Genomic DNA, 21,879 nt, shown 5'->3' with positions numbered 1-21,879 from the left:
AATCGAAATGGGTGAGGCGCGCGCCTCAGACCGTTGGAAGGGTGAAGCGGAAGACCGTGCCGCGCGGCTGCCGCGGCTCGAAGATCAGCACGCCGCCGTGCTGCTCGACCACGGTGCGGCAGAGGCTGAGGCCCAGGCCCATGCCGTCCGAGCGCGTGGTGAAGAACGGCGTGAACAGACGCGCCGCCACGTCGTCGCCGATGCCGGCACCGAAGTCCGTGACCGAGAACTCGAGCCAGCGGCGCGCATCGGCCGGCGTGCCCGCCTCGGCGCCGCGGCCGATCGCGCCCGCGCGAACCACCTTGATGCGCAGCACACGATCGGCCAGCCCGGGCACGTCCATCGCCTGCATGCCATTGCGCGCCAGATTCAGCAGCACCTGCTCGACCAGCGTGCGATCGCAATAGACCATCGGCAGACGCTCGTCGAGCACGACCTCGACATCCACGCCGAGCTTGCGTGCCTGCAGCCGCACCAGCGGCAGCACCGCGTCGATGAGCGCCTGCGGCGCCACCGCCTCGCGCGTACGGTCGCGCCGTCGCACGAAGTCGTGCACGCTGCGGATCACCTGGCCCGCGCGGTCGGCCTGTTCGGCGATGCGGCGCACCGCCATCGCGACATCGTCATGGTCGCTGTCGCCCGACGGACCCTTGGCCTGCAGCAGATTCAGCGAACCGGTCGCATAGCTCGCGATGGCCGCCAGCGGCTGCGTCAGTTCGTGACTGAGCAGCGACGCCATTTCGCCCACGGTGGCGAGGCGCGCGCTGGCCTGCAGTCGCTCCTGGCTCGCGCGCGAGAGCTCCTCGATGCGGCGCTGCTCGCTGATGTCGATGAACGCACTCATCCAACCCGTCTGCAAACCATGTGCGTTGATCAGCGGCGCCTCGAAGATGAGCACCGGAAAGCGGCTGCCGTCCTTGCGCATGAAGACCGATTCGAAGCCCTCGCGCGGCGGCACCGCGCCGGCCATGCGCACCGCCTGTCGGCGCTGGTATTCGTGCGCGAGTTCGGTCGGCCAGTAGGGCGCCTCGCGCCCGCCGTTCATGAGTTCTTCCGCGCTGAACCCGACCATCTCGCAGAACGCCGGATTCACGTAGGTGATACGGCCCTGCAGGTCGCGCGCCCGCAGGCCGGTGATGACCGAGTCCTCCATGGCCTTGCGAAAAGCGAGTGCGTCGGCGAGGTCGTTCTCGGCGCGCTGGCGGCGCCGCGTGTCGCGCGCCAGCAGCACCAGCACAGACACCAGCGCGATCGAGATGCCGGTGACCAGCGCGGTGAGCACGTTCGGAAAAAGGTCCGGCACCGCACGCCAGCCGTCGACGCGCAGCATGACCGGCGCACCCGGCAGGTCGATCAGCTGCTGCGCGGTGAACACGCGCGTGCCCATGCGCCGCTGCGCGCCGATCGCCACGAGGCGCGTGCCGTCGAGCTCGGTGAAGGCGACTTCCTGGCCCCGGCTCAGCGTCGGCGCGACCAGTTCGATCAGGATGTCGCGCAGCGAGTAGGCCGCCACGAGGTAGCCGCCGCCCTCGACCGGCAGGCACATCTCCATGACCTCGAGCCCGTTGCCCTGCGCGATCGGGACATAGTGGCTCGGCGAGAACGCGGGGGCGACGAGCTTGCGCGCCGTGACGCAGGCGAGGGAGACATCGGCGAAGCTTTCCGCGCGGCGCTGTTCATCGAAGACGCGGCGGCGGTACGGCGTGTCGGACGCCGCAAGCGTGTGCATCGCCGGATCGAGCCATTCCAGCCGCAGCCATTCGCGGTGCTCGCGCAGCAGCGCCGCGGCACGCGCCTCCCACTGTTCGGCATTGACGTCGCCGGCGAGCGAGGCGCGCAGCGTCTGCGAATTGCGCTGAAGATCGCCGCGAAGGTCCGCCACCGCATCGGCCGTGTCCCGCTCCAGCGCCGACTGGGTCTGCTCGATCTCATGCCGGCCCGCGAGCCAGACCACGGTCACCAGCAGCGCCAGCACGAGGATGGCCAGCAGCACCCACAGGAACCAGCGCCGCCACACCGAGCGCAGAAAGCGCAGCCGCACAAAGGCGGGCCGAAGCGCGCGGGCGACGGGCAAGGTGGAGGGCGCGGACACCGGTTTGCTTCAGAGCACGCAGTGGGACAGCGCCGGCAACTGGGTGCGCGCGCGCTCCACCTGCAGCGCATCGATGTCGAAGAGCACCACGGCCTCGTCCACGGGCTGCTGCGCGACGACCGTGCCCCAGGGGTCCACCACCATCGACTGGCCCCAGGTGTGCCGCCCGTTCTCGTGCGTGCCGCCCTGCGCGGGCGCCACCACCCAGGCGAGGTTTTCGATCGCGCGCGCACGCAGCAGCACTTCCCAGTGAGCCGCACCGGTGGTGCGCGTGAAAGCGCTGGGCACGAGCATCAGCTCCGCACCCTCGCGCGCCAGCGCGCGATAGAGCTCGGGAAATCGCAGGTCATAGCAGACGCTGAGGCCTATGCGCCAGCGGTGGCCGTCGCGCGACGGCAGCTCGAACAGCACGGGTTGGCTGCCCGGTGCGATCACGCGGCGCTCGTCGTAGCGCTCGCGGCCGTTGTCGAAATAGAAGAGATGGATCTTGTCGTAGCGCGCCACGCACGCGCCGTCGGGCGCATACACGAGCGAGCTGTTGAACACGTGGTTGTCGTCGCCGGTTTCCAGCGGCAGCGTGCCGCCGACGATCCACAGGCCGAATTCGCGCGCGGCATCCGCCAGGAAGTTCTGCACCCTGCCCGCGCCGGCGGTCTCGCGCAGCCCGAGCTTGTCGGTGTCGCGCGCGCCCATCATGCAGAAATACTCGGGCAGGACGGCGAGTTCGGCACCCTCGGCGGCGGCCTCGGCCAGCAGTGAATGGGCGCGTGCGAGATTGGCCTCGCGCTCGATGGACGACACCATCTGGATTGCTGCGACTTTCATGGGCGGTAACTCCTTCTCCTCATCGCGGGGCCGGCGCGGCGGGCGCTCCCGCGGCTTCCGACGCCGGGCGGCGCGGCACCCGGGTGATCTTCGGATCGGTCCAGGTGCCATCGATCTTGAACTCCTGCGTGGCGGCCGCGACCAGCGGCCGGCTCAGCACCATCTGCGCAAGGAAGGTGCCAAGGCCGATCGCCGGATTGATCGCGGTGGCCACGAGCGCGGCGGTCCCGGCGTTGATCTCGGGCACGACCACGACGCGCAGGCTTTGCGTCTCGCGCGCGAGGTCGGCGGAGCCGTCCATCAGCACGGCCGCGTTGACGCCCTTCATCTGCAGGTTGTTGGTGGAGGCTACACCCTGGTCGATCTTCACGTCGCCGCGCAGGAAATCGAAGGCGAAACCCTCGCTGAACACGTCGCGGAAATCGAGCGTGAGCCGCCGCGGCAGGGCCTGCAGGCTGAGCACGCCGAGCAGCTTGGCGATGCCCGGATCGGCCTTGAGGAATTGCCCCGATTCGACGTTGATCTGCAACTGCCCGCCGAGGCTCGGGGAGTCGAGCGAGAGGGGCGAGCCGTTCCAGTTCACGTCGCCCTCGAGCCGTCCGCGGCCGCGGCCCACCACGTCCTTCATGCCGAAGCGGCCGAGCAGCGCACCGGCGTCGGCGATCTCGAGCTTGAAGTCCATGCTGGTGCGCCGCGCGTCGCGGACAGCGCTCGTCGCACCGGGCGCGGCGGCCCAGCTTCCCTGCGCGGTGAAGGTCGCGTCGGGATTGATCATCGCAAGCCGGTTGAGGCGCCATTCGCGGCCCAGGCCGCCTCGGTTGACCGCATCGATCTCGGCGCGACCGAGCCGGTGCCCGAAAAGCTCGAAGTCGTCGACGACGATGTCGAGCGCCGGCAGTGTGCTTGGCTGCTCGTCGAGCAGCGATTCGACCGCCGTGGCCTCGGAACGCGCAATCTTGAGCCGCGCCAGCCGCGCGTACAGGCGCCCGGCCTGCGCATGGCGGTATTCCGCATAGCCGCTGAGTTCGGTCGAATCGATGTTGGCACGCCAGAGCGGGCCGTCGCGCGTGCCGCCGAGCACGACGTTGTGCAGCGTCCGCCCGCCGAAGGCAAGCTCCTGCGCACGCAGGGCGATGAGCGTCGGCAGGAAGTCGTCCACCGCATCGCTGCCGGCGTCCGACGCCGCCCTGCCGCCGCCCGAGCTTCCGGTGGCTTCGCCGAAAAGCGCCTGCCATGCCGCGATGTCGAGCCGCTCGAAACGCAGGTTCGCGAACACGCCGCGCTCGGGCGGCGCGGCCGATTCGCCCCCTGCCAGCCCGACGCCGATGCCGCCGCGCAGCACGCGCGCATCGTCGCCGGAGACGTCGCGCACGTAGGTCGCCGAGGCAGCGCGGCCGAGTTCCGCGGAGATCTGGTCGATGACCACCGGTTTCGCGCCACCCGACCGGGTCTCACGCGACACCACCTTCTTTTCGACCCGCAGGGGCATCGACTCGTCCGCCGCCTTGGTCAGCGGATGCGGCAATTGCAGGCCGAGTCCCTGCAAGCTGCTGGTGACCAGGAACTCGGGCGTGCCATCGCGCACCGAGAGGTTCGCGGTGTAGGCGGTGCTGCCCGACGCGTTCTTCGCCGGGCGCGCGAGCCAGTCGACCTCGCGCGTGGCGCGCAGTCCTTCGGCGGTCGCGGTGCCCTGGACACGGAAGCTCATGTCGGTCGAGGCGCCGAAGCGGCCGCTTCCCTCGATGCGCACCGTGCCGCCCGCGGCGCGGGCCTGGACGCCGGCCAGCGAGAAACCCGCCTCGGTGAAGTTGAGCGTGCCGCGCGCCTGCGTGAGGGACGGCGCGGCCGGCGCGAGCTGGAGTTCGTTGTCGAACAGCGCGACGCTGGCCTGCACCTTCGATTTCTCCATCGTCGCCAGCGGCAGTTCGAGCCGCAGCTTGTAGTCGGCCTGGCCGGTGGCGCGCACGGCGGCGAGCGTCGATTCGGCCGGACCGGCGAGCGGCCCGCCGGCCTTCAGCATCTCGCCGAGCGGCCCCTTGGCCTGCGCGTCGACCTTGAGCAGCGCCGCATGGTGGGACATGTCGGCGATCTGCGCCTCGGCCTTCGTGACCTCGACGCCGGAGGCGCCGGCGAGGCGGCCACGCGCGTTGTGCACCAGCATGCCCGCGCGCTCGAAGACGAGCTCGCCGGACAGGGCCGTCAGCGCGGGCCGGGCGGCGGCGCCACGCACGGGCGGCACGTACGCATAGGTTACGTCGGCCACGCGCGCCGCGATGCGGAAGTCGCCATGCTTCGGGTCCATGAAGGGCATGTCGTGCAGGTCGCCCCGGACTCTGAAGTCCACCGCGCTCGCACTGCCCCTGGTCACCGCGTCGCGGACGTAGTCGCGCGTGGGCTTGGGGATTTCGAGCGGAAGGTAGCGATACACGCGGGTGCCGTCCGCGCGGCTGAGCCGGCCCTGCAGGTCGAGCACGCCCGGCAGGCGTCCGCCGCCGCGCGACACCGCCGGATCGCTGGTGCGCCAGCTCGCCGTCGCCTCGCCCTCCGCGTCGGCGTTGGAAAAGCGCAGTCCCGAAACCTGGAGCTGGACCGCCGGACCGTCGATCTTCCACTGAAGCTGGGTAGAGAGCTGGTCGATGGGGATCACCGGCTCCTCGAACACGCCCGGGAAGTCGAGAGCGCCCTTGGCGATCGACGCGGTGGCATTGCCGCCGGCCTGGTTCGCATCGAACTCGACCGTCGCGCCACGCACGCCGGGAACCCCGACGGGCGGCCGAGGCGGCTCCGCGGCCGCTGCGGTGTTCGCCGCCGCGCCCGCGTGCTGCCCGCCGCGGACACCTGCGGGCCGGGCCGGCTCGGCTGCCGGCTCGGCCTCTTCGCCCGGCTGCGATGCGATGCTGAAATTGCTGATGCGACCGCGCACCTGGTACTTGTCCGGCGCCCCCGGCGAGCCTTGCCAGTTGCCGTCGATGCGTTCCACGAGCCCGCGCAGGCCGTAGGAATCGATGAGCTTGCGCGACGCATCGCCGATCGGGAGACGGTCCGCGATCAGCGCCAGCGCCGCGAGGTCGAGCCGGTCGGCACGGAAGGCGCCGCGTTCCGCCACGTGGCCTTTCGCGGGCGCGTGCTGCAGCCAGATGTTCCCGCCCGGCCATCGGACGCCATCGGCGGTCTCGAACTGCAGGTTGCTGGTCGAGAACTCGAAGGTGCCCTCGTCGACGCGGCCGGCGAGGCGGCCGGTAACGCCCTGCAGCACCAGCGGTTGAAGTTCCTTCGCGAGCGAGGCGTCGACCTTCGTCAGCGCGAGATCGGCCACGGCGCCCGAAAGCTGGCCGTCCACGACGTCGGCCCACAGCCGCAGGCCGCCGCTGCCTTCGCGAATCCGGGCGTCGAGGTCGACGTAGCGGCCGAGCCGGGTCACGTCGATGTAGGGGAGGTTGCCGAAGAGCTCCCCGTGCCAGGTCTTCCAGTTGCCGCTGCGCACGGAAAGAAGCGGCTGCCGGAAATCGCCGAGCAGCGTGAAGCGCTCGCCCCATCCGGCCGGCGGGGTGGCGTCGATGCGCATCTGGTGCCTGCGGCCGCCGTTGCGGGCCACGAACTGCACGTCGGTCAGCAGCAGCGGTTCGGTCTTGCGGCCTTCATCGATCCAGCGCACGGTGCCGCCCTGCACCACGACTTCGCGCTGTGCGAAGAACCAGTCGGCGCCGTTGCCGCCGCCGCTGGTCTCGGTGGTCATCTGCAGCCCCGCGATGTGCAGCTTGCCGTCGGCATCGCGGCGGACGTCGACCTGAGGCTGCTCGATGTAGAGCTGCTCGAAGCTCAGGTTCCAGACGGATCGCGGCGACACGCTGGCCACCACGCGCATCAGGCGCAGGGCTTCCTGCCGGCGCGCGTCCTGGAGCACCACGTCGCGCAGCTCGACTGTGGGAAAGAAGCTGCCCGATCGCGCCTCGATCGAGCCGATGCGCACCGGTACGCCGATGGCGCGTGTGGCCTGGGCCTCGAGCGCACCACGGTAATCGCCGATTCGCGGCACAATCCAGACGTGTAGGACAACGACGGACAGCGCCAGCAGCAGCCATGCGCCGACGAGAAGACCCAGCAGCCAGCGCGCCGCCACAGCGGTGACCTTGAGCAGACGTGAAGGGGAAGACGTCGTCGTGTCGTTCATTGAGGATCGCGCTGTGCCGGGAATTATGACTGCCAGCCCCCAACCGGGTTCCACCCACCCCCACCCCGTGTCGCATCGGCCATCGCCACCCTCCGGCTTCCCCTCGCCCATCTCGGGCCATTCTCGTTTCGTGCAGCGGCTGCGCCGCCGCTATGCCGCGGAACTCCCGCTGCTGCCGCCGGGTGCGCCGGTGCTGGCCCACATGGCCGCGGCCTACGAATCCCTTCGCGGCCGCGGGGACAATGCGGCCGACGCACTGCGCATCGTGCGCCAGCTCGTCATGGAGCGGCTCATCACGCTCGATTGCGACGAACAGGCGCCGCTGGCGGTCGTGACCACCGCGGTGACCGAGCTCGCCGAGTTCGCGCTCGACGTCGCCTGCCACGAGGCCTGCGCGGAACTCGATGCGATGCACGGCTCGCCGGTCGGCGTGAACGGCGAACGCGCCCAGCTCTGGGTCGTGGGCATGGGCAAGCTCGGCGCGCGCGAGCTCAACGTGTCGAGCGACATCGACCTCATCTATCTCTACGACCATGACGGCGAGACCGCCGGCGACGTCGACGGGCGCGGCAGGCTGTCCAACCAGGAGTACTTCGCACGGGCGGTCAAGCGCATCTACGCGCTGGTCGGCGACACCACCGAACACGGCTTCGTGTTCCGCATCGACCTCGCGCTGCGGCCCAACGGCAACTCGGGACCCAGCGTGGTTTCGCTCGACGCGCTCGAAGAGTACTTCCAGGTCCAGGGCCGCGAATGGGAGCGCTTTGCGTGGCTCAAGAGCCGCGTGGTCGCGCCGCGGTCGGTGGTGGCCAGCGGCTCGGCTCAGGCATTGCGTGGCGTGGTGCTGCCCTTCGTGTTCCGCCGCTATCTGGACTACAGCGTGTTCGACTCGCTGCGCACGCTGCACCGCCAGATCCGCGAGCAGGCCTCGCGCCGCAGCGCGGGCCGTCCCGAGCGCGCGAACGACGTGAAGCTGTCGCGCGGCGGCATCCGCGAGATCGAATTCACGGTGCAACTGCTGCAGGTGGTGCGCGGCGGCCAGTTTCCCGAGCTTCGCACCCGTCCGACCCTCGATGCGCTGCAACGCCTCGCGCGCGCCAACCTGATGCCGCAGGAGACGGCGGATGCGCTGGCGTCGGCCTATGAGTTCCTGCGCCGGGTGGAGCACCGCATCCAGTACCTGGATGACCAGCAGACGCATGTGCTGCCGGTCAACGACGACGACGTGCGGTGGATCGCAGAGTCGCTGGGCTATGCGGACTGCTGCGCCTTTCTCGCGCAGCTCGACACGCATCGCGAACTGGTCGCACAGGAATTCGACAAGCTGCTCGGCGGCAAGGCGCCCTGCAAGGGCTGCAACGGCAACGGGCGCAGCACCCCCTCCACCGATCTCTCCGACCTGATCGAGGAACTGCCCGAGCCTTTCGCCGAGCGCATCAAGGTCTGGTGCGACAGCCCGCGCGTCCTGGCGCTGCGCGACGAGACACGCGCACGGCTGCGCCAACTGGTGCAGCGAACCGGCCAGTGGCTGCGCGAGCCCGACAGCGAAGCACCCGGCAAGGTCGGCCACCACGTCGAAGGCGCGCTGCGCTGGGCCGATTGGATCGAGCCCTTGCTGCGCCGCGAGAACTACATCGCGCTGCTGGTCGAGCGACCCGCGGTGCAGGAGCGCCTGCTGCGCCTGCTCGGCTCGGCGAAATGGCCTGCGCGCTATCTCATGCAGCACCCGGGCGTCATCGATGAACTGGCGAGCGACGAGATGCTGTCGGGCCGCTTCGTGGTTTCCGATTTCGAGCGCGAGCTCGAGGCACGCCGCGCGTCGCTCATGCGCACCGGCGAGGCCGACGAGGAGCGGCTCCTGAATCTGCTGCGCCACGCGCATCACGCCGAGGTGTTCCGCACGCTCGCGCGCGACGTCGATGACCGCATCACGGTCGAGCAGGTGGCCGACGACCTGAGCGCGCTGGCGGATTCGGTGCTGCGCGTGACCGCGCGATGGTGCTGGCCGCATGTGCGCAACCCGCATCGCGAAGAGCCGCAGTTCGCGATCATCGGCTACGGAAAACTGGGCGGCAAGGAACTGGGTTACGGCAGCGATCTGGACATCGTCTTCGTCTACGACGATGACGACGAGCGCGCCGGCGAGGTCTACGCGGCCTATGTGCGCAAGCTGATCAACTGGCTCACGGTGAAGACGCGCGAAGGCGACCTCTTCGAGATCGACACTGCGCTGCGGCCCAACGGCAATTCGGGGCTGCTCACGACGAGCTTCGAGGCCTACGAGAAATACCAGCTCGGCCGCGGCAGCAACACGGCGTGGACCTGGGAACACCAGGCGATGACGCGCGCGCGCTTCGTGCTGGGCGAGCCGTCGCTGGGCGAGCGCTTCGATCGCGTTCGCGAGGCGGTCATCACCGCGCCGCGCGACCGCGACGCGCTCAAGGCCGAGATCGTCGCGATGCGCGAGAAGGTGCGCGCGTCGCGCCCGGTGAAGCCCGATCGCTTCGACGTCAAGCACAGCGCCGGTGGCATGGTGGATGCCGAGTTCGCGGTGCAGTTCCTGCTGCTGTCGGCGGCCAAGGACCACCCGGAACTGATCCCGAACGTCGGCAACATCGCGCTGCTGCTGCGTGCGGAAGACGCGGGCCTGTTGCCCGAAGGCGTCGGCCGGAAGGCGGCTGCGGCGTATCGCGAGCTGCGCAGGGTGCAGCATCGGGCGCGGCTCAACGAGGAGCCGACGCAGGTTCCGCTGACAGCGCTCGCGGCCGAGCGCGAAGCGATGCTGGCACTTTGGAAGACGGTCTTTGGCTGAGGCGCAGCGCCTGACATGCCAACGCGCCCTGGCGTTGACCGCGGGCGCGGCGCTCCTCTTTCTCGCCGGCTGCGCGAGCGGCCCACGCGGTGGCCGCGACGGCGCCGGGGCCAATCCGCCCGGCAATCTCGGGCAGGTTCCCGACGCGGAACCGCGCATCGAATCCATCCGCAGCAGCGGGGGCACCAGCAAGCCGTATGTGGTGATGGGCAGGTCCTACGTGCCCATCGTGGACGACCGGCCCTTCCGCGAGACCGGGCTCGCATCGTGGTACGGAACCAAGTTCCATCGCCAGTCGACCGCGAGCGGGGAGCCCTACGACATGTACGCGATGACCGCGGCGCACAAGACCTTGCCGCTGCCGAGCTACGTGCGAGTACGCAATCCGGCCAACGGACGCGAGGCGATCGTGCGGGTGAACGATCGCGGGCCGTTCCGCGACGACCGCATCATCGACCTGAGCTACACCGCAGCGCTCAAGCTAGACCTGCTGCGAGGGGTCGCGCCGGTCGAGATCGAGCGCATCACGAACGAGGACATCCGAACGGGTGCATGGCGCCGCGGCAATACCGACATGGATGCGACGCAGCTGGCTCAACGGCCCACGCCCGCGGCTGGGCCCGTCCAGGTCACGGCAGCCGCCGAGAGCGTTGCCGTGCCCGTGGCGCTGACTGCGCCGGTCGCGGCCACGCCGCGCGTGGAAACGCTGGAGGTGTCGGCGTTGCCGCCAATGGCGCCGCTCGAGGCGCCGACAGCGGCGCCAAGGGATACGTCACCGCTGCCCGCCGGATCAGCGGCTGCAAGTCCCTCCCGGGGATTCTGGGTGCAGCTTGGCGCCTTCAGTCAGCGCGATGGTGCCGTGCGCTTCCAGCAACAAGTCGCGCGCGAACTGCCCGCCCTGGCGCCCACCCTCAATGTGTTCAGCGAGCGCGGCACGCATCGCCTGCAGGCCGGCCCCTATGTCTCGCGCGACCTCGCCCGCGACACCGCCGAGCAAATCCGCAACGGACTCCAGCTAGCCCCCGTCATCGTCGAACGCCGCTGATCGGGGTGGGCCGGCGCAGCCAAGCCCGTTCGTGGAACACCGCGGAACCGGCTTTGCCGGGCCGCTGGTGTTGCCCCCGGTAGGGGTGCCCGAGCCACACGAAGTGGGCGAGGCTGGGGGCGAGCTCGCTACGCCCCTGGTACTCGGGCTTGGGCCCGAGCGAGGCGGCAAGTTCCTTGCGGTAGCGGTTGAGTTCCTGCACCGTCTTGAAGCTGCGGTTCATGAGCAGGCTGAGGTTGTGCAGGATGCGGTCGCCGACCTTGGTTTCCCAGACGCCGTCGAACTTGATCTGCTTGTCGAGCCAGTGCTCGAGCCAGTTCGGATCAGGGACGCGGCTCTGGATGGTGTCCTTGGGGAACAGCGCCTTGTTGACGTGCAGGTTGGTCGGATGCAGCGCCTGCGCGGTGCGGCGCGCGCTGGCCATGAGCACGCCGACCTTGGTGAAGGCGGCGCGTGCATCGTCGCCGAACTTCTCGAGCGCGCGCCTCATGTAGCGCAGGTACGCGCCGCCATGGCGGGCTTCGTCCTGGCTGAGCGTCGTGTAGATGTGCTTGATGACCGGCTCGGTGTGCCACTCGGCCGCGCGGCGGTACCAGTGGTTGAGGCGGATTTCGCCGCAGAAGTGCAGCATCAGCGTCTCCAGCGGCGGGGCCGGATCGAAGTCGAAGCGCACATCGTGCAGCTCCTGCTCGGTCGGCGCGTGCTGCGGGCTGAAGCGCTTCAGGTATTCCATCAACACCAGCGAGTGCTTTTGCTCCTCGAAGAACCAGATCGACATGAACGCGGAAAAATCACTGTCGTGCCGATTGTCCCGCAGGAACATCTCGGTGGCGGGCAGCGCCGCCCACTCCGTGATCGCGTTCATCTTGATGGTCTGGGCCTGCTCTTCGGAAAGAAGAGCGCCGTCGAACGACTGCCACGGAATGTCCTTGTCCATGTCCCAGCGGACGGATTCGAGTTGTCTGAAGAGTTCCGGGTACAGCATAGGGTTCTTTCTTGAGCCGCAGGATTTTAATCGGCAGGGTTTGGCGGCCCCGTGACACGCGAGCGATGATGCGGATTGCGCACCGGGGCGGCGCAGGTTTTCGCCCCTCCTCTTCGAAGGGAATTCGCGATGCGAAGCTCGATCCGGATCTGTCTGGCCCTCATTTCCGCCTGCGGGGCCGTGACCGCCGCCGCGCAGGACGCGACGCCGCCCGCCTGCCCCGCGATCCTCCAGCACACCTTCCCGCGGCTGCAGGACGAAAAACCCCAGGCCCTGTGCCAGTATGCCGGCAAGGTCGTGCTGGTGGTGAACACGGCAAGCTTCTGCGGCTTCACGCCCCAGTACAAAGGCCTGGAAGCACTCGACGCCAAGTACCGGTCGCGCGGACTGGTGGTGCTGGGCTTTCCTTCGAACGACTTCGCGCAGGAGTCGGGCTCGAACAAGGAGATCGCGGATTTCTGCGAAAGCACCTTCGGCGTCAAGTTTCCGATGTTCACCAAGAGCTCGGTGCGAGGACCCGAAGCAAACCCGCTGTTCAAGGAGTTGGCCCACGCATCAGGGACCACGCCGAAGTGGAATTTCTACAAGTACCTGATCGCACGCGACGGCAAGGTCGTGGAGTCCTATTCGAGCCTCACGTCACCGGATGACCGGGGCTTCATCCGCGACGTGGAAAAGCAGCTCGCGGCCGCCCCGAATTGACGGCATCTTTACCAAAGCGTCACAAATGTTTACCTCTGGGCGGGGAACCGGGTCGCGGGGTCGCGCTCATACGATTTCGGATGTGAACACCCGACGTTTTTCATGTTGCGAGGTCTTCCAGGCGCCTGCCGTTTGGTTGAAATCCCGAGGCGATTCTTCTCCTCCTCCCTCCCTCCCTCCTTCGTTTCGGGGCGCCTCGCAACATTTTTCACTCGCCCCCAGGCTTGCTCACTTCGTGTAGCGGCCAACCCCCGACCGGGGGCAACACCAGCAGCCCGGCAAAGCCGGTTCCGCGGTGTTTTACGAACAAAAGCCCGCGTCTGCGGGCTTTCATCTTTTAGGGCAAACCTGTGGCTGCTTCAGGGCAGGGTGTCGGCGAAGCTCGGGCGCAGCATCAGCTTGTCGTAGAGCTTGACGAGGTTGGCGTGGTCGCTGCGCCAGTCGATTTCCGGGAAGCGGTAGCTGATCCATCCGAGCGCGCACCCGACCGCGATGTCGGACAGGCTCAGGTGGATGCCGCTGCAGAAAGGCTTGTCGCCCAAGCCCTTGGCCATCGCGGCAATGCCGGCGAGAACCTTGGCCCGCTGCCGCTCGATCCAGGCCTCGGCTGCGCTCGCCCTCGCTCCGATGCGCCCAGGTGGCCTCGAGTCGCCACAGGACGCCGGCGTCCATCACGCCATCGGCCAGCGCTTCCCAGGTCTTGACCTCGGCGCGCTCGCGGCTCTGCTGCGGAATCAGCTTGCCGACCGGCGAGAGTGTGTCGAGGTATTCGACGATCACGCGCGAATCGAACATCGCTTCGCTGCCGTCCATGATGAGGCAAGGGACCTTGCCAAGCGGATTGGCGCTGGAAATCGTGGTGTCGTCAGACCAGACGTCTTCGATCACGAACTGGTAGTCGAGCCGCTTTTCGGCCATGACCACGCGCACCTTGCGCACGTAAGGACTGGCAGCGGATCCGATCAGTTTCATGCGGGCATTCCCCCCATCAGGGTCATCGTTGTAGCGCTTTGATTCTATGAGAACGGGGCCCGTGCGAATCCGCCTCGCCATGGCCTTCTTCGGGGGCGCTGCGGCCGACTGAAATTGCCGGAAAAAGGGCACGACCTAAAATTCGCGCATGAGTTTCTCCACCGTCTCCGCCCTTTCCCCGCTCGACGGCCGTTATGCGGCCAAGCTGGCGACCCTGCGTCCACTGATGAGCGAACAGGGCTACATGCACCGGCGCGTGCAGGTGGAAGTGGCCTGGTTCATCGCCCTTTCCGACTGCGGTTTCGCCGAGTTCAAGCCCCTCACGGGTGGCGCCCGCAAGTACCTGCTCGGGCTGGTTTCCAACTTCTCGGAAGCCGATGCGATCGCCATCAAGCAGATCGAAAAGACCACCAACCACGATGTGAAAGCCGTCGAGTACTGGATCAAGTCCAGGTTCGAGGCCCGCCCCGAACTGCTCGCCGCCTCCGAATTCGTGCACTTCGCCTGCACGAGCGAAGACATCAACAACACCAGCCACGCCCTGCAGATCCAGGCGGCGCGCGAGAAGGTCGTGCTGCCGGCGATCGACGGCATCATCACGACGCTGCGCGAGATGGCGATCAAGTTCGCCGACGTGTCGATGCTCTCGCGCACGCACGGGCAGACCGCCAGCCCGACCACCGTCGGCAAGGAAATCGCCAACGTTGCCGTGCGCCTCTCGAAGGCGCGCGAGCAGATCGCGGCAGTGAAATTGCTGGGCAAGATGAACGGCGCGGTCGGCAACTACAACGCGCACATGGCGGCCTGGCCCGATTTCGACTGGGAAGCCTTCAGCCGCAAGGTGGTCGAGACGCCCGCTCCCCTGGGCCTGGGCCTGACCTTCCAGCCCTACAGCATCCAGATCGAGCCGCACGACTACATGGCCGAGTTGTTCGATGCCGTTGCGCGCCTCAACACGATCCTCGTCGACTTCTCGCGCGACATCTGGGGCTACGTCAGCCTCGGCTATTTCAAGCAGCGCCTGAAGAAGGGCGAGATCGGCTCGTCGACGATGCCGCACAAGGTCAACCCGATCGACTTCGAGAACGCGGAAGGCAACCTGGGCCCGGCGAACGCGCTCCTGCGCCACCTGAGCGAGAAGCTGCCGATCAGCCGCTGGCAACGCGACCTGACTGATAGCACCGTGCTGCGCAACATCGGCGTGGCGCTCGGCTACGCAACGCTGGCCTATGCGAGCCTCGCGATCGGCCTTGGCAAGCTCGAGCTCAACGAGGAAGCCCTGGCGGCGGACCTCGACGCATCATGGGAGGTGCTCGCCGAGCCCATCCAGACCGTGATGCGCCGCTTCGGCGTGCAGGGTGCGTACGAGCAGCTCAAGGAAGTCACGCGCGGCAAGACGGTGACGGCTGAAGCGCTGCACGGGCTCATCCGCTCTCTGGAGATCCCGGAAGCCGAGAAGGAGCGCCTGCTCGCGATGACCCCCGCCAGCTACATCGGCAAGGCCGCCGAACTGGCCCGGCGGGCATGAGGGCCCCCACGCTCGGCACTTCGTGTCGTCGCTGCCCCCCGAGGGGGCTGACCCGCCTTGGGGCGGCCCGGCGGCGAATAGAGGCCCCCACGCTCGGCACTTCGTGTCGTCGCTGCCCCCCGAGGGGGCTGATCCGCCTTGGGGCGGCCCGGCGGCGAATCTGATGGCGCTCAAGTCGACCATCTTCAAGGCCAACCTCGCTGTCGCCGACATCGATCACGGCTATTACGCCGATCACGCGCTGACCTTGGCCCGGCATCCGAGCGAGACCGACGAGCGGATGATGATCCGTCTTGCCGCGCTGGCGCTCAACGCGCACAAACTGCAGGACATCTGCAACGGCGACGGCACGTTGGCTTTCGGCGCCGGGTTGTCGAATCCGGACGAGCCCGATGTCTGGCTGCGCGACTTCACCGGCCAGACCAGGCTCTGGATCGAGGTCGGGCAGCCCGAAGACAAGCCGATCGTGAAAGCCTGCGGCAAGTCCGAAGAAGTCATCGTCTACGCCTTCAACCACGCGGCCGAGATCTGGTGGCGCGGCATCGAGGGCAAGCTGACGCGGCCGCAGAACCTGTCGGTGTTCCGCATCCCGACCGCCGCATCGCAATCGCTCGCGACGCTCGCCCAGCGCTCGATGCAGTTGCAGGCCACGATCCAGGAAGGCGTGCTGATGCTCGGCGACGGCACGCACCACGTCGACATCGAGCCGGTACTGTTGCTCCCCCCAGGCTTGCTCGCTCCGCGTAGCCGCCCACCCCCGACCGGGGGCGCTGCCGGTGGCCCGGCAAAGCCGGTTCCACGGCAGCCCGCGAACGCGGCGCGCTACGCGCAGCCGGCGCGCTAAAGATGTCGCGGGGAATGGGGTGTCGGCCGGCGCAGCCAGGCCCGTTCGTGAAACACCGCGGAACCGGCTTCGCCGGGCCGCTGGTGTTGCCCCCGGAGAGGGGGTGCAGAGCCACACGAAGTGGGCGAGGCTGGGGGCGAGCTACATCATCGCGCCGCAGCGCCAGCACTGCTCGAAACCGCCTTCGACGAGTTCGCCGCATCGGCACTGCCAGCGCCGCTGGGGCCGGTGCCGCAGTTCGTCGAGCAGGCGCTCGGCGAGCTCGCGCTGCGCGTCGTCCTCGATCCAGACTTCCGGCAGGCATTGGTCGGGCGGCAGCTGGCCCGCCGCAGCGCCCAGATATTCGCGCTGCACTGAAGCCTCGACGCCGCCTTCGCGCAGCGCATGCACCCACAGCGTCGCGATGGCAAGGTTGGGCGCTTGCGCGATGCGGCGCATGGGGGTCAGCCTCCGCTTGCGGAGCCTTCGGGGGCCGGCTCGACGGCCTCGCCTTCGGGCCGGACGTGTTCGGCTTCACGGGCGCGCTCCGCATACCGGTTGAAGCGCCGGGCCGAGTCCTGCATCGTGATGCGGCGCCACGTCGAGCGCTTCTCCGCCGGCGTCATCGCGGGCCAATGCTGGACTTCGTCGAAGGTCCGTCCGCAGCCCTTGCATTCATCGTCGCCCTGGCTGGTGGAGCAGATCGCGATGCAGGGCGTGTCCGGCGTGGTCTGGTACCAGGTGAGCCAGGCGTCCCAAGCCTTGGCCGGAAAGCCGACTTCGTCGACCTCGTCTTCATGGTGGAAGACCATCAGCGCATAGACCTCCGCGAGCGCCCGCAACTCGGGTGCCAGGGTGATGCCGTCCGGCGAAGGCTTCCGGTCGCGCCAGTAGTTGATGGCGGCCTCGATGTCGGTGATGTGAATGGCGGCCATAGGTCGAAAAATGCAAGGCGGCGATCATAGTCCGGCAATTTCCCGCGACCTGCAACGGATTTGATCGCTATCGAATAAATAGCATCAAACCTTTGCACGGCAACGCTTTCCGGCGCCTTTCCCTTGAATCTCCCGGCAAGTCGGGTTGCCACGATGCGGCCTGGATGCTCTAATTCCGCCCACGAAGGGGAGTAGCTCCCACCCGCTTCATCGAGCAGCGGGTTTCGCCAGGTCGTCAATACGAAGCACAACACTTCCGGCCTGTCGGGCAGCCCCACGCTGTCGAGCAAGACCTTCGATCTGAACCTGTGCAGGTTTGATCGAAGCGATTGCATGTTCCACGAGGACCATGGTCCTCATCCGAGCGCTTCATCCGACCTGCATGGAAGGAATCGAAACGAACAGAGGACTTTATGGAACAGTTTCTGACCCCCGAGTTTTGGGTCGCAGTCGGCCAGATCATCATGATCGACATCCTGCTCGGTGGCGACAACGCCGTCGTGATTGCGCTGGCCTGTCGCAAGCTACCGCCGGCGCAGCGCACGAAGGGCATTCTCTGGGGCACCGCGGGCGCGATTGTGCTGCGCGTCGTCCTGATCTTCTTCGCACTCACCCTGCTGGCGATCCCGTTCCTGAAGCTCGCGGGCGCGCTGCTGCTCGTGTGGATCGGCGTCAAGCTCCTCGTGCCTGAACATGACGATGCCCACGGCGACATCGCCGCGAGCGACAAGCTCTGGGCAGCGGTCAAGACGGTGATCGTGGCCGACCTCGTGATGAGCGTGGACAACGTGATCGCGATCGCCGGCGCTGCGCAAGGCGCCGGCGAGGGGCACCAGATGGCGCTGGTGATCTTCGGCCTGCTCGTGAGCATCCCGATCATCGTCTGGGGCAGCCAGCTGGTCATCAAGCTGATGGACCGCTTCCCGTTCATCATCACGCTCGGCGGCATGCTGCTGGGCTGGATCGCCGGCACGATGGCCGTGTCGGACCCCGCCATCGCCAGCCCCGCCGACTGGACCTGGGTGCCGAAGCTGCCGCAAGGCGACGTGGTCCGCTATGCCGCCGGTGTCATCGGCGCGCTGCTGGTGCTCGCGATCGGCAAGTGGCTGGCCGCCCGCCAGGCCAAGCCGGGCGAGACCCTCACCGCCTGATCCGCTCTCTGAATCCAATGTCGCTGCCAATCCAACCAACGAAAGAAGGAGCACTCATGGAAAAGATCATTCTTTACGTCGACGACCCCGGCCATGCGCGCGAGTTTCTCGAGCGGATGGCCGCCTCGGAGGCCGATGTCGGCGTTTGCCACTGGGTGCTCGTGGCCTGCGCGCCACGCATGACGCACCGCATCAGCAAGTGGGTCAGCCACAGCGCGCGCGAGAACTGGCGCGGCAAGTGGTTCGCGAAGGTCCAGGAGCAGCTCCTGCCCTTGCTGCAGCAGCAGGGCAGCCAGGTCACGCCGATCCTGGCCAAGGGACCGCTGACGGAGCTGACCAAGCGACTGAAGCTCGAGCACGGTACAGCCCGCGTGGTCGATGCGCGCCGCCCGAAGGTGGGCGTCGACCTCGAGCCGGTGGCGCCGGACCCGGCCCCACCCGGGCAGTCGAGCTGGGCGCTGCCGGGCGCGCTGCTCGGCATGGGCGCGCTGCTGATGCTGGCCGGCGAGATGTCCGATTGAAGGTACGCTGTCCGAATGCGTCTTCTCATCAAATGGCTTCTGAGCGCGCTGGCGCTCCTGGCCGTCGCCTATGTCTACAGCGGCGTCCAGGTCACGACCTACACCTCGGCGCTTCTCGCCGCCGCGGTGATCGGCTTTCTGAACATGTTCGTGCGCCCGGTGCTGGTAGTGCTGACCCTCCCGGTCACCATCGTCACGCTGGGGCTGTTCCTGTTCGTGATCAACGCGCTGCTCTTCTGGGCGGCTTCGGGCTTGCTGCCGGGCTTGCACGTCGACGGCTTCGTCGCCGCGCTGATCGGATCGCTGCTCTATTCGATCCTGGGCTTGATCATCGAATCGGCGCTGGGGGGCCTGTTCACCGAACGCTGACCGCCGCTACCTGTTCTCGCGCATCTCCGCGGCCTGCTCCTTCACAAGCGCCTCCACCGCGCGCGCGCGTGTATCGATGATCGAGGCTTCGAAGTTGTCCACGGTGGCGCCCGGCGTTTTTGCGTTGGCGCGAATCAGATCCTGCGCCGCCTTCAGGCGGTCTCTCGCCGCCGGGTAGTCCAGGGTCGCGACGTTGGCTTCGGCGTCGGCGCGGATCGCGCGGACGGTGTCGTTCTGTGCGCCGTACAGGCTGGACAGCGTCCGCCAAGCGGTCGCATCCCGAGGATGCGTCGCGACCCAGTCGCGCAGAGGCTGGATCATCGGCGCCGGATTGCGCGTCGCCGCGGCGGCCTGCGCGGCGAGCAGCATTTCAGGCCGATCCTTGGCCTTGGGATTGAGCAGCGCCGCCGCGGCGGGCGCAGCGCCTGCCGCCAGCTCGATCTCCGCCGAGAGCAATCGCGCCAACCGTGCGGCCGAAGGATCGGCCGAGGTGCGCGTCTGAAGCTGCTGCAGCAGGGCGCGGGCCGCCTTGAAATCACGCAGCTCGCTCGCTGACAGCGCCGCGGCATAGAGGGTGCCGGCCTGTTGCGCGGGCGAACTCCGGGCGAACTCGCCGGCGGAGGGCGCATCGACCCACTGGCGCAGCACATCGACGCCGGGACGGGTCAGGACGCGCGCACGGGCAGCGATCATCGCGTGGTCCATGAGCAGCGGCACGGGCGTCTTCGCTCCGGGCTGCATTTGGAAGCGCGCCTGCATGTCCGCGATCCGCTCGCCGGTCAGCGGGTGGCTGCGCAGGTAGGGATACGAGCCGTTGTCGTTGAGACGCGATGCGTACTGGAGCTTCTCGAACATCGAAGCCGCACCCTGCGGCGCATAGCCCGCCTGCGTCATGACGCCGAAGCCGATCCGGTCGGCCTCGCGCTCCATGTCGCGCGAGAAGCTCAGCTGGTTCTGCATGAATGCCGCCTGGCTTCCCATCATCACCGCCTGGCCCGCATCGGCATTGCGGCTCTTGCTCGCCGCGATCACGCCGAGGATCATGCCCGCGAGCATCAGCGGCAGCTGCTTGTTCTGCGAAGTCATCATGCGCGCGATATGCCGCTGCGTGACGTGCGACATTTCGTGTCCGAGCACCGTGGCGAGCTCGTCACGGCTGCCGACCACCGCGATCAGCCCCAGGTTGACGCCCAGATAACCGCCGGGCAGCGCAAAGGCGTTGATGTTGCGATCGCGGCCGAGAAGGATGGTCCAGGCGAAGCGCTCGTCCAGTTCGGGCGTGAGCTCGCCGCGCGTCCGTGCCGCGGCCAGCAGCTTCTGCCAGATGTCGTTCACGTACTCGAGCAGCACGGGATCGTCGATGTAGTCCGTATCGCGGTAGAGCTCGCGGGCGATCTGGTCGCCGAGATGCCGCTCGGCCGCGGCGGTCATTTCGCCGTCGCCCATGCTGGGCAACTGGGCGGCGGCCGGGACCGGGAAGGCCAGCTGCGCAGCGATCACGAGGGCGGCGCACAAGGCACGCAGCGGGCGGCGGCGGGCAGCAGACGGCGGCATGGTGGGGGAATCAGAGGATGAAGTCATCAAAGCGCGGCGTTCGTCGTCATCGTCTCGGCCTCGTATGATGCGCCAGTCAGCGGAACGTTCACAAATGAGCTCTCTCACCCATTTCGATGCCCAGGGCCGGGCCCACATGGTCGACGTGGCTGCCAAGCCGGCCACCCACCGCGTGGCGGTGGCCTCCGGCCGCATCGAGATGCAGGCCTCGACGCTGGCGCTGATCGAATCCGGCACGGCGAAGAAAGGCGACGTACTCGGCGTCGCCCGGATCGCGGGTATCCAGGCGGCCAAGAAGACCAGCGACCTGATTCCGCTATGCCACCCGCTGGCGCTGACGCGTGTCGCGCTCGATTTCACGCTCACGGACAGCCCGGTGCCACAGGTCAGTTGCACCGCGACGGTCGAAACGGTCGGGCCAACCGGGGTCGAGATGGAGGCGCTGACCGCGGTCCAGGTGGCGCTCTTGACCGTCTACGACATGTGCAAGGCGGTCGACCGGGGGATGACGATCACCGACGTTCGCGTGCTGGAGAAGCACGGCGGGAAGTCGGGGAGCTACGTGGCGGGCTGAAGCGCGCTGCCACCTTCAACGCAAGAGCTCGCTCACCGGGGTAAAGCCGTCCCGGCGAGGCAGAAGTACCGCATTTCGTTGCCGCACCCGGAATCGGCAAACCAATTCGTTGGGCTTGCTGGTCACATTTCGCCTCGCATTCAGACAATTCGCGCAAGCGTGCGGAATTTGACCTATGGCCGCCCAGAAAAGACAGACGGTGGTTCGCCGCTGATCAGCGGCTCTAGTGCTCCAAGAAGAGGGCAACACAATCAGAAACATCTGATTTTGCAGGTCGCCCTGCGAGCCGAAAGCCCCGCACAGTGAAAAAACAGCTCTGTTCACGCTCCTTCGCCGGAGGCCTTGTCGCCCGCGGCTTCACGTTGATCGAAGTGATGATCACGGTCGCCATCGTCGCGATCCTGGCGGCAGTGGCGATTCCTTCGTACAGGGACTACATCCGCCGGGGCCAGATTCCGGAGGCCTTCAATGCACTGTCCGACTACCGGACCAAGATGGAGCAGTACTACCAGGACAACCGGAACTACGGATCGGCCGCGGCTTGCGCCAACAACCCCACGGCCAACAACTGGAACACGTTCCCGACTTCACTCAAGTACTTCACGTACACCTGCGCGACAAACACCACCGCAGGCGACGCCACGCAACAGAGCTACACGATCACTGCAACCGGCAGTGGCGGCCAGGCCACCGGCCATGTGTACACGATCGACCAGAACGGCAACCGGACGACCACCCAGTTCAAAGGCGCCGCGGTGACCGCGGCGTGCTGGCTGACCTCGAGCACCTCGTGCTGAGTCAACGAAGCGGGTCACCCACC

15 protein-coding genes and 3 pseudogenes are annotated in these 21,879 nt (G+C 67.7%); 10 read left to right on the top strand and 8 right to left on the bottom strand.

Translation table 11 applies throughout. From position 1 onward, the window contains the following. Positions 1-25: 25 nt before the first annotated feature. From ACQ858_RS22905 to ACQ858_RS22895, 3 genes are read right to left on the bottom strand one after another with little or no spacing between them, the layout of a single operon-like run. Positions 26-2,074: a two-component system sensor histidine kinase NtrB gene (locus ACQ858_RS22905; protein ID WP_431276930.1), complete on the bottom strand. Its 2,049-nt coding sequence runs from the start codon at positions 2,072-2,074 to the stop codon at positions 26-28. 27 nt (positions 2,075-2,101) lie between these two features. Beyond that, the gene (locus ACQ858_RS22900) at positions 2,102-2,917 is read right to left on the bottom strand and encodes a carbon-nitrogen hydrolase family protein (RefSeq protein ID WP_431274791.1); all 816 of its coding nucleotides are present in this window, start codon (positions 2,915-2,917) and stop codon (positions 2,102-2,104) included. Between the two features lie 19 nt (positions 2,918-2,936). Further along, on the bottom strand, positions 2,937-7,088 hold the full coding sequence (locus ACQ858_RS22895) for a YhdP family protein (RefSeq protein ID WP_431274790.1): 4,152 nt from the start codon (positions 7,086-7,088) through the stop codon (positions 2,937-2,939). 25 nt (positions 7,089-7,113) lie between these two features. On the opposite strand from ACQ858_RS22895, the gene glnE reads away from it, so the two are divergent. Then, a complete protein-coding gene (gene glnE, locus ACQ858_RS22890; protein WP_431274789.1) occupies positions 7,114-9,900 on the top strand; it encodes a bifunctional [glutamate--ammonia ligase]-adenylyl-L-tyrosine phosphorylase/[glutamate--ammonia-ligase] adenylyltransferase in 2,787 nt (928 codons plus the stop codon). Between the two features lie 28 nt (positions 9,901-9,928). Continuing rightward, on the top strand, positions 9,929-10,945 hold the full coding sequence (locus ACQ858_RS22885) for a septal ring lytic transglycosylase RlpA family protein (protein WP_431276929.1): 1,017 nt from the start codon (positions 9,929-9,931) through the stop codon (positions 10,943-10,945). A gap of 157 nt (positions 10,946-11,102) precedes the next feature. Here the strand turns inward: ACQ858_RS22885 and ACQ858_RS22880 are convergent. Then, positions 11,103-11,930 (bottom strand): annotated as a pseudogene (locus ACQ858_RS22880) (ferritin-like domain-containing protein); the annotation flags it as partial. Between the two features lie 129 nt (positions 11,931-12,059). Here ACQ858_RS22880 and ACQ858_RS22875 point away from each other — a divergent pair. Further along, positions 12,060-12,632, top strand: a complete 573-nt coding sequence (locus tag ACQ858_RS22875; protein WP_431274788.1) for a glutathione peroxidase — start codon at positions 12,060-12,062, stop codon at positions 12,630-12,632. Positions 12,633-12,991: 359 nt separating this feature from the next. Here ACQ858_RS22875 and ACQ858_RS22870 read toward each other — a convergent pair. Further along, positions 12,992-13,604 (bottom strand): annotated as a pseudogene (locus tag ACQ858_RS22870) (glutathione S-transferase N-terminal domain-containing protein). A gap of 148 nt (positions 13,605-13,752) precedes the next feature. On the opposite strand from ACQ858_RS22870, the gene purB reads away from it, so the two are divergent. Next, positions 13,753-15,132, top strand: coding sequence for an adenylosuccinate lyase (gene purB / locus ACQ858_RS22865; protein WP_431274787.1), 1,380 nt, complete (start codon positions 13,753-13,755; stop codon positions 15,130-15,132). A 163-nt stretch (positions 15,133-15,295) separates the two neighbouring features. Continuing rightward, positions 15,296-15,844: pseudogene (locus tag ACQ858_RS22860) on the top strand (YaeQ family protein); the annotation flags it as partial. A 273-nt stretch (positions 15,845-16,117) separates the two neighbouring features. Here ACQ858_RS22860 and ACQ858_RS22855 read toward each other — a convergent pair. Next, the gene (locus ACQ858_RS22855) at positions 16,118-16,414 is read right to left on the bottom strand and encodes a DUF2007 domain-containing protein (protein WP_431274786.1); all 297 of its coding nucleotides are present in this window, start codon (positions 16,412-16,414) and stop codon (positions 16,118-16,120) included. A gap of 5 nt (positions 16,415-16,419) precedes the next feature. After that, positions 16,420-16,890, bottom strand: coding sequence for a DUF3717 domain-containing protein (locus ACQ858_RS22850; protein WP_431274785.1), 471 nt, complete (start codon positions 16,888-16,890; stop codon positions 16,420-16,422). Positions 16,891-17,303: 413 nt separating this feature from the next. On the opposite strand from ACQ858_RS22850, the gene ACQ858_RS22845 reads away from it, so the two are divergent. The 3 genes from ACQ858_RS22845 to ACQ858_RS22835 are packed head-to-tail and all read left to right on the top strand — an operon-like array spanning position 17,304 to position 18,931. Beyond that, the gene (locus ACQ858_RS22845) at positions 17,304-18,041 is read left to right on the top strand and encodes a TerC family protein (RefSeq protein WP_431274784.1); all 738 of its coding nucleotides are present in this window, start codon (positions 17,304-17,306) and stop codon (positions 18,039-18,041) included. A 56-nt stretch (positions 18,042-18,097) separates the two neighbouring features. Next, positions 18,098-18,562: a hypothetical protein gene (locus ACQ858_RS22840; protein ID WP_431274783.1), complete on the top strand. Its 465-nt coding sequence runs from the start codon at positions 18,098-18,100 to the stop codon at positions 18,560-18,562. A 15-nt stretch (positions 18,563-18,577) separates the two neighbouring features. After that, positions 18,578-18,931, top strand: a complete 354-nt coding sequence (locus tag ACQ858_RS22835; RefSeq protein WP_431274782.1) for a phage holin family protein — start codon at positions 18,578-18,580, stop codon at positions 18,929-18,931. 6 nt (positions 18,932-18,937) lie between these two features. Here ACQ858_RS22835 and ACQ858_RS22830 read toward each other — a convergent pair whose 3' ends face one another. Further along, positions 18,938-20,485: a M48 family metalloprotease gene (locus tag ACQ858_RS22830; RefSeq protein WP_431274781.1), complete on the bottom strand. Its 1,548-nt coding sequence runs from the start codon at positions 20,483-20,485 to the stop codon at positions 18,938-18,940. Positions 20,486-20,579: 94 nt separating this feature from the next. Between ACQ858_RS22830 and moaC the strand changes: the two genes are divergently transcribed. Both moaC and ACQ858_RS22820 read left to right on the top strand, forming a co-directional pair. Next, a complete protein-coding gene (moaC, locus tag ACQ858_RS22825) occupies positions 20,580-21,059 on the top strand; it encodes a cyclic pyranopterin monophosphate synthase MoaC (protein ID WP_431274780.1) in 480 nt (159 codons plus the stop codon). A 302-nt stretch (positions 21,060-21,361) separates the two neighbouring features. Beyond that, a complete protein-coding gene (locus tag ACQ858_RS22820) occupies positions 21,362-21,856 on the top strand; it encodes a type IV pilin protein (RefSeq protein WP_431274779.1) in 495 nt (164 codons plus the stop codon). Positions 21,857-21,879 lie beyond the last annotated feature (23 nt).

Source organism: Variovorax ureilyticus (assembly GCF_050632185.1).
GTDB classification, from domain to species: Bacteria; Pseudomonadota; Gammaproteobacteria; order Burkholderiales; family Burkholderiaceae_C; genus Variovorax; species Variovorax ureilyticus_A.
The sequence above is the reverse complement of the archived record's forward strand: the minus strand, read 5'-3'. Positions and strand labels throughout refer to the sequence as shown.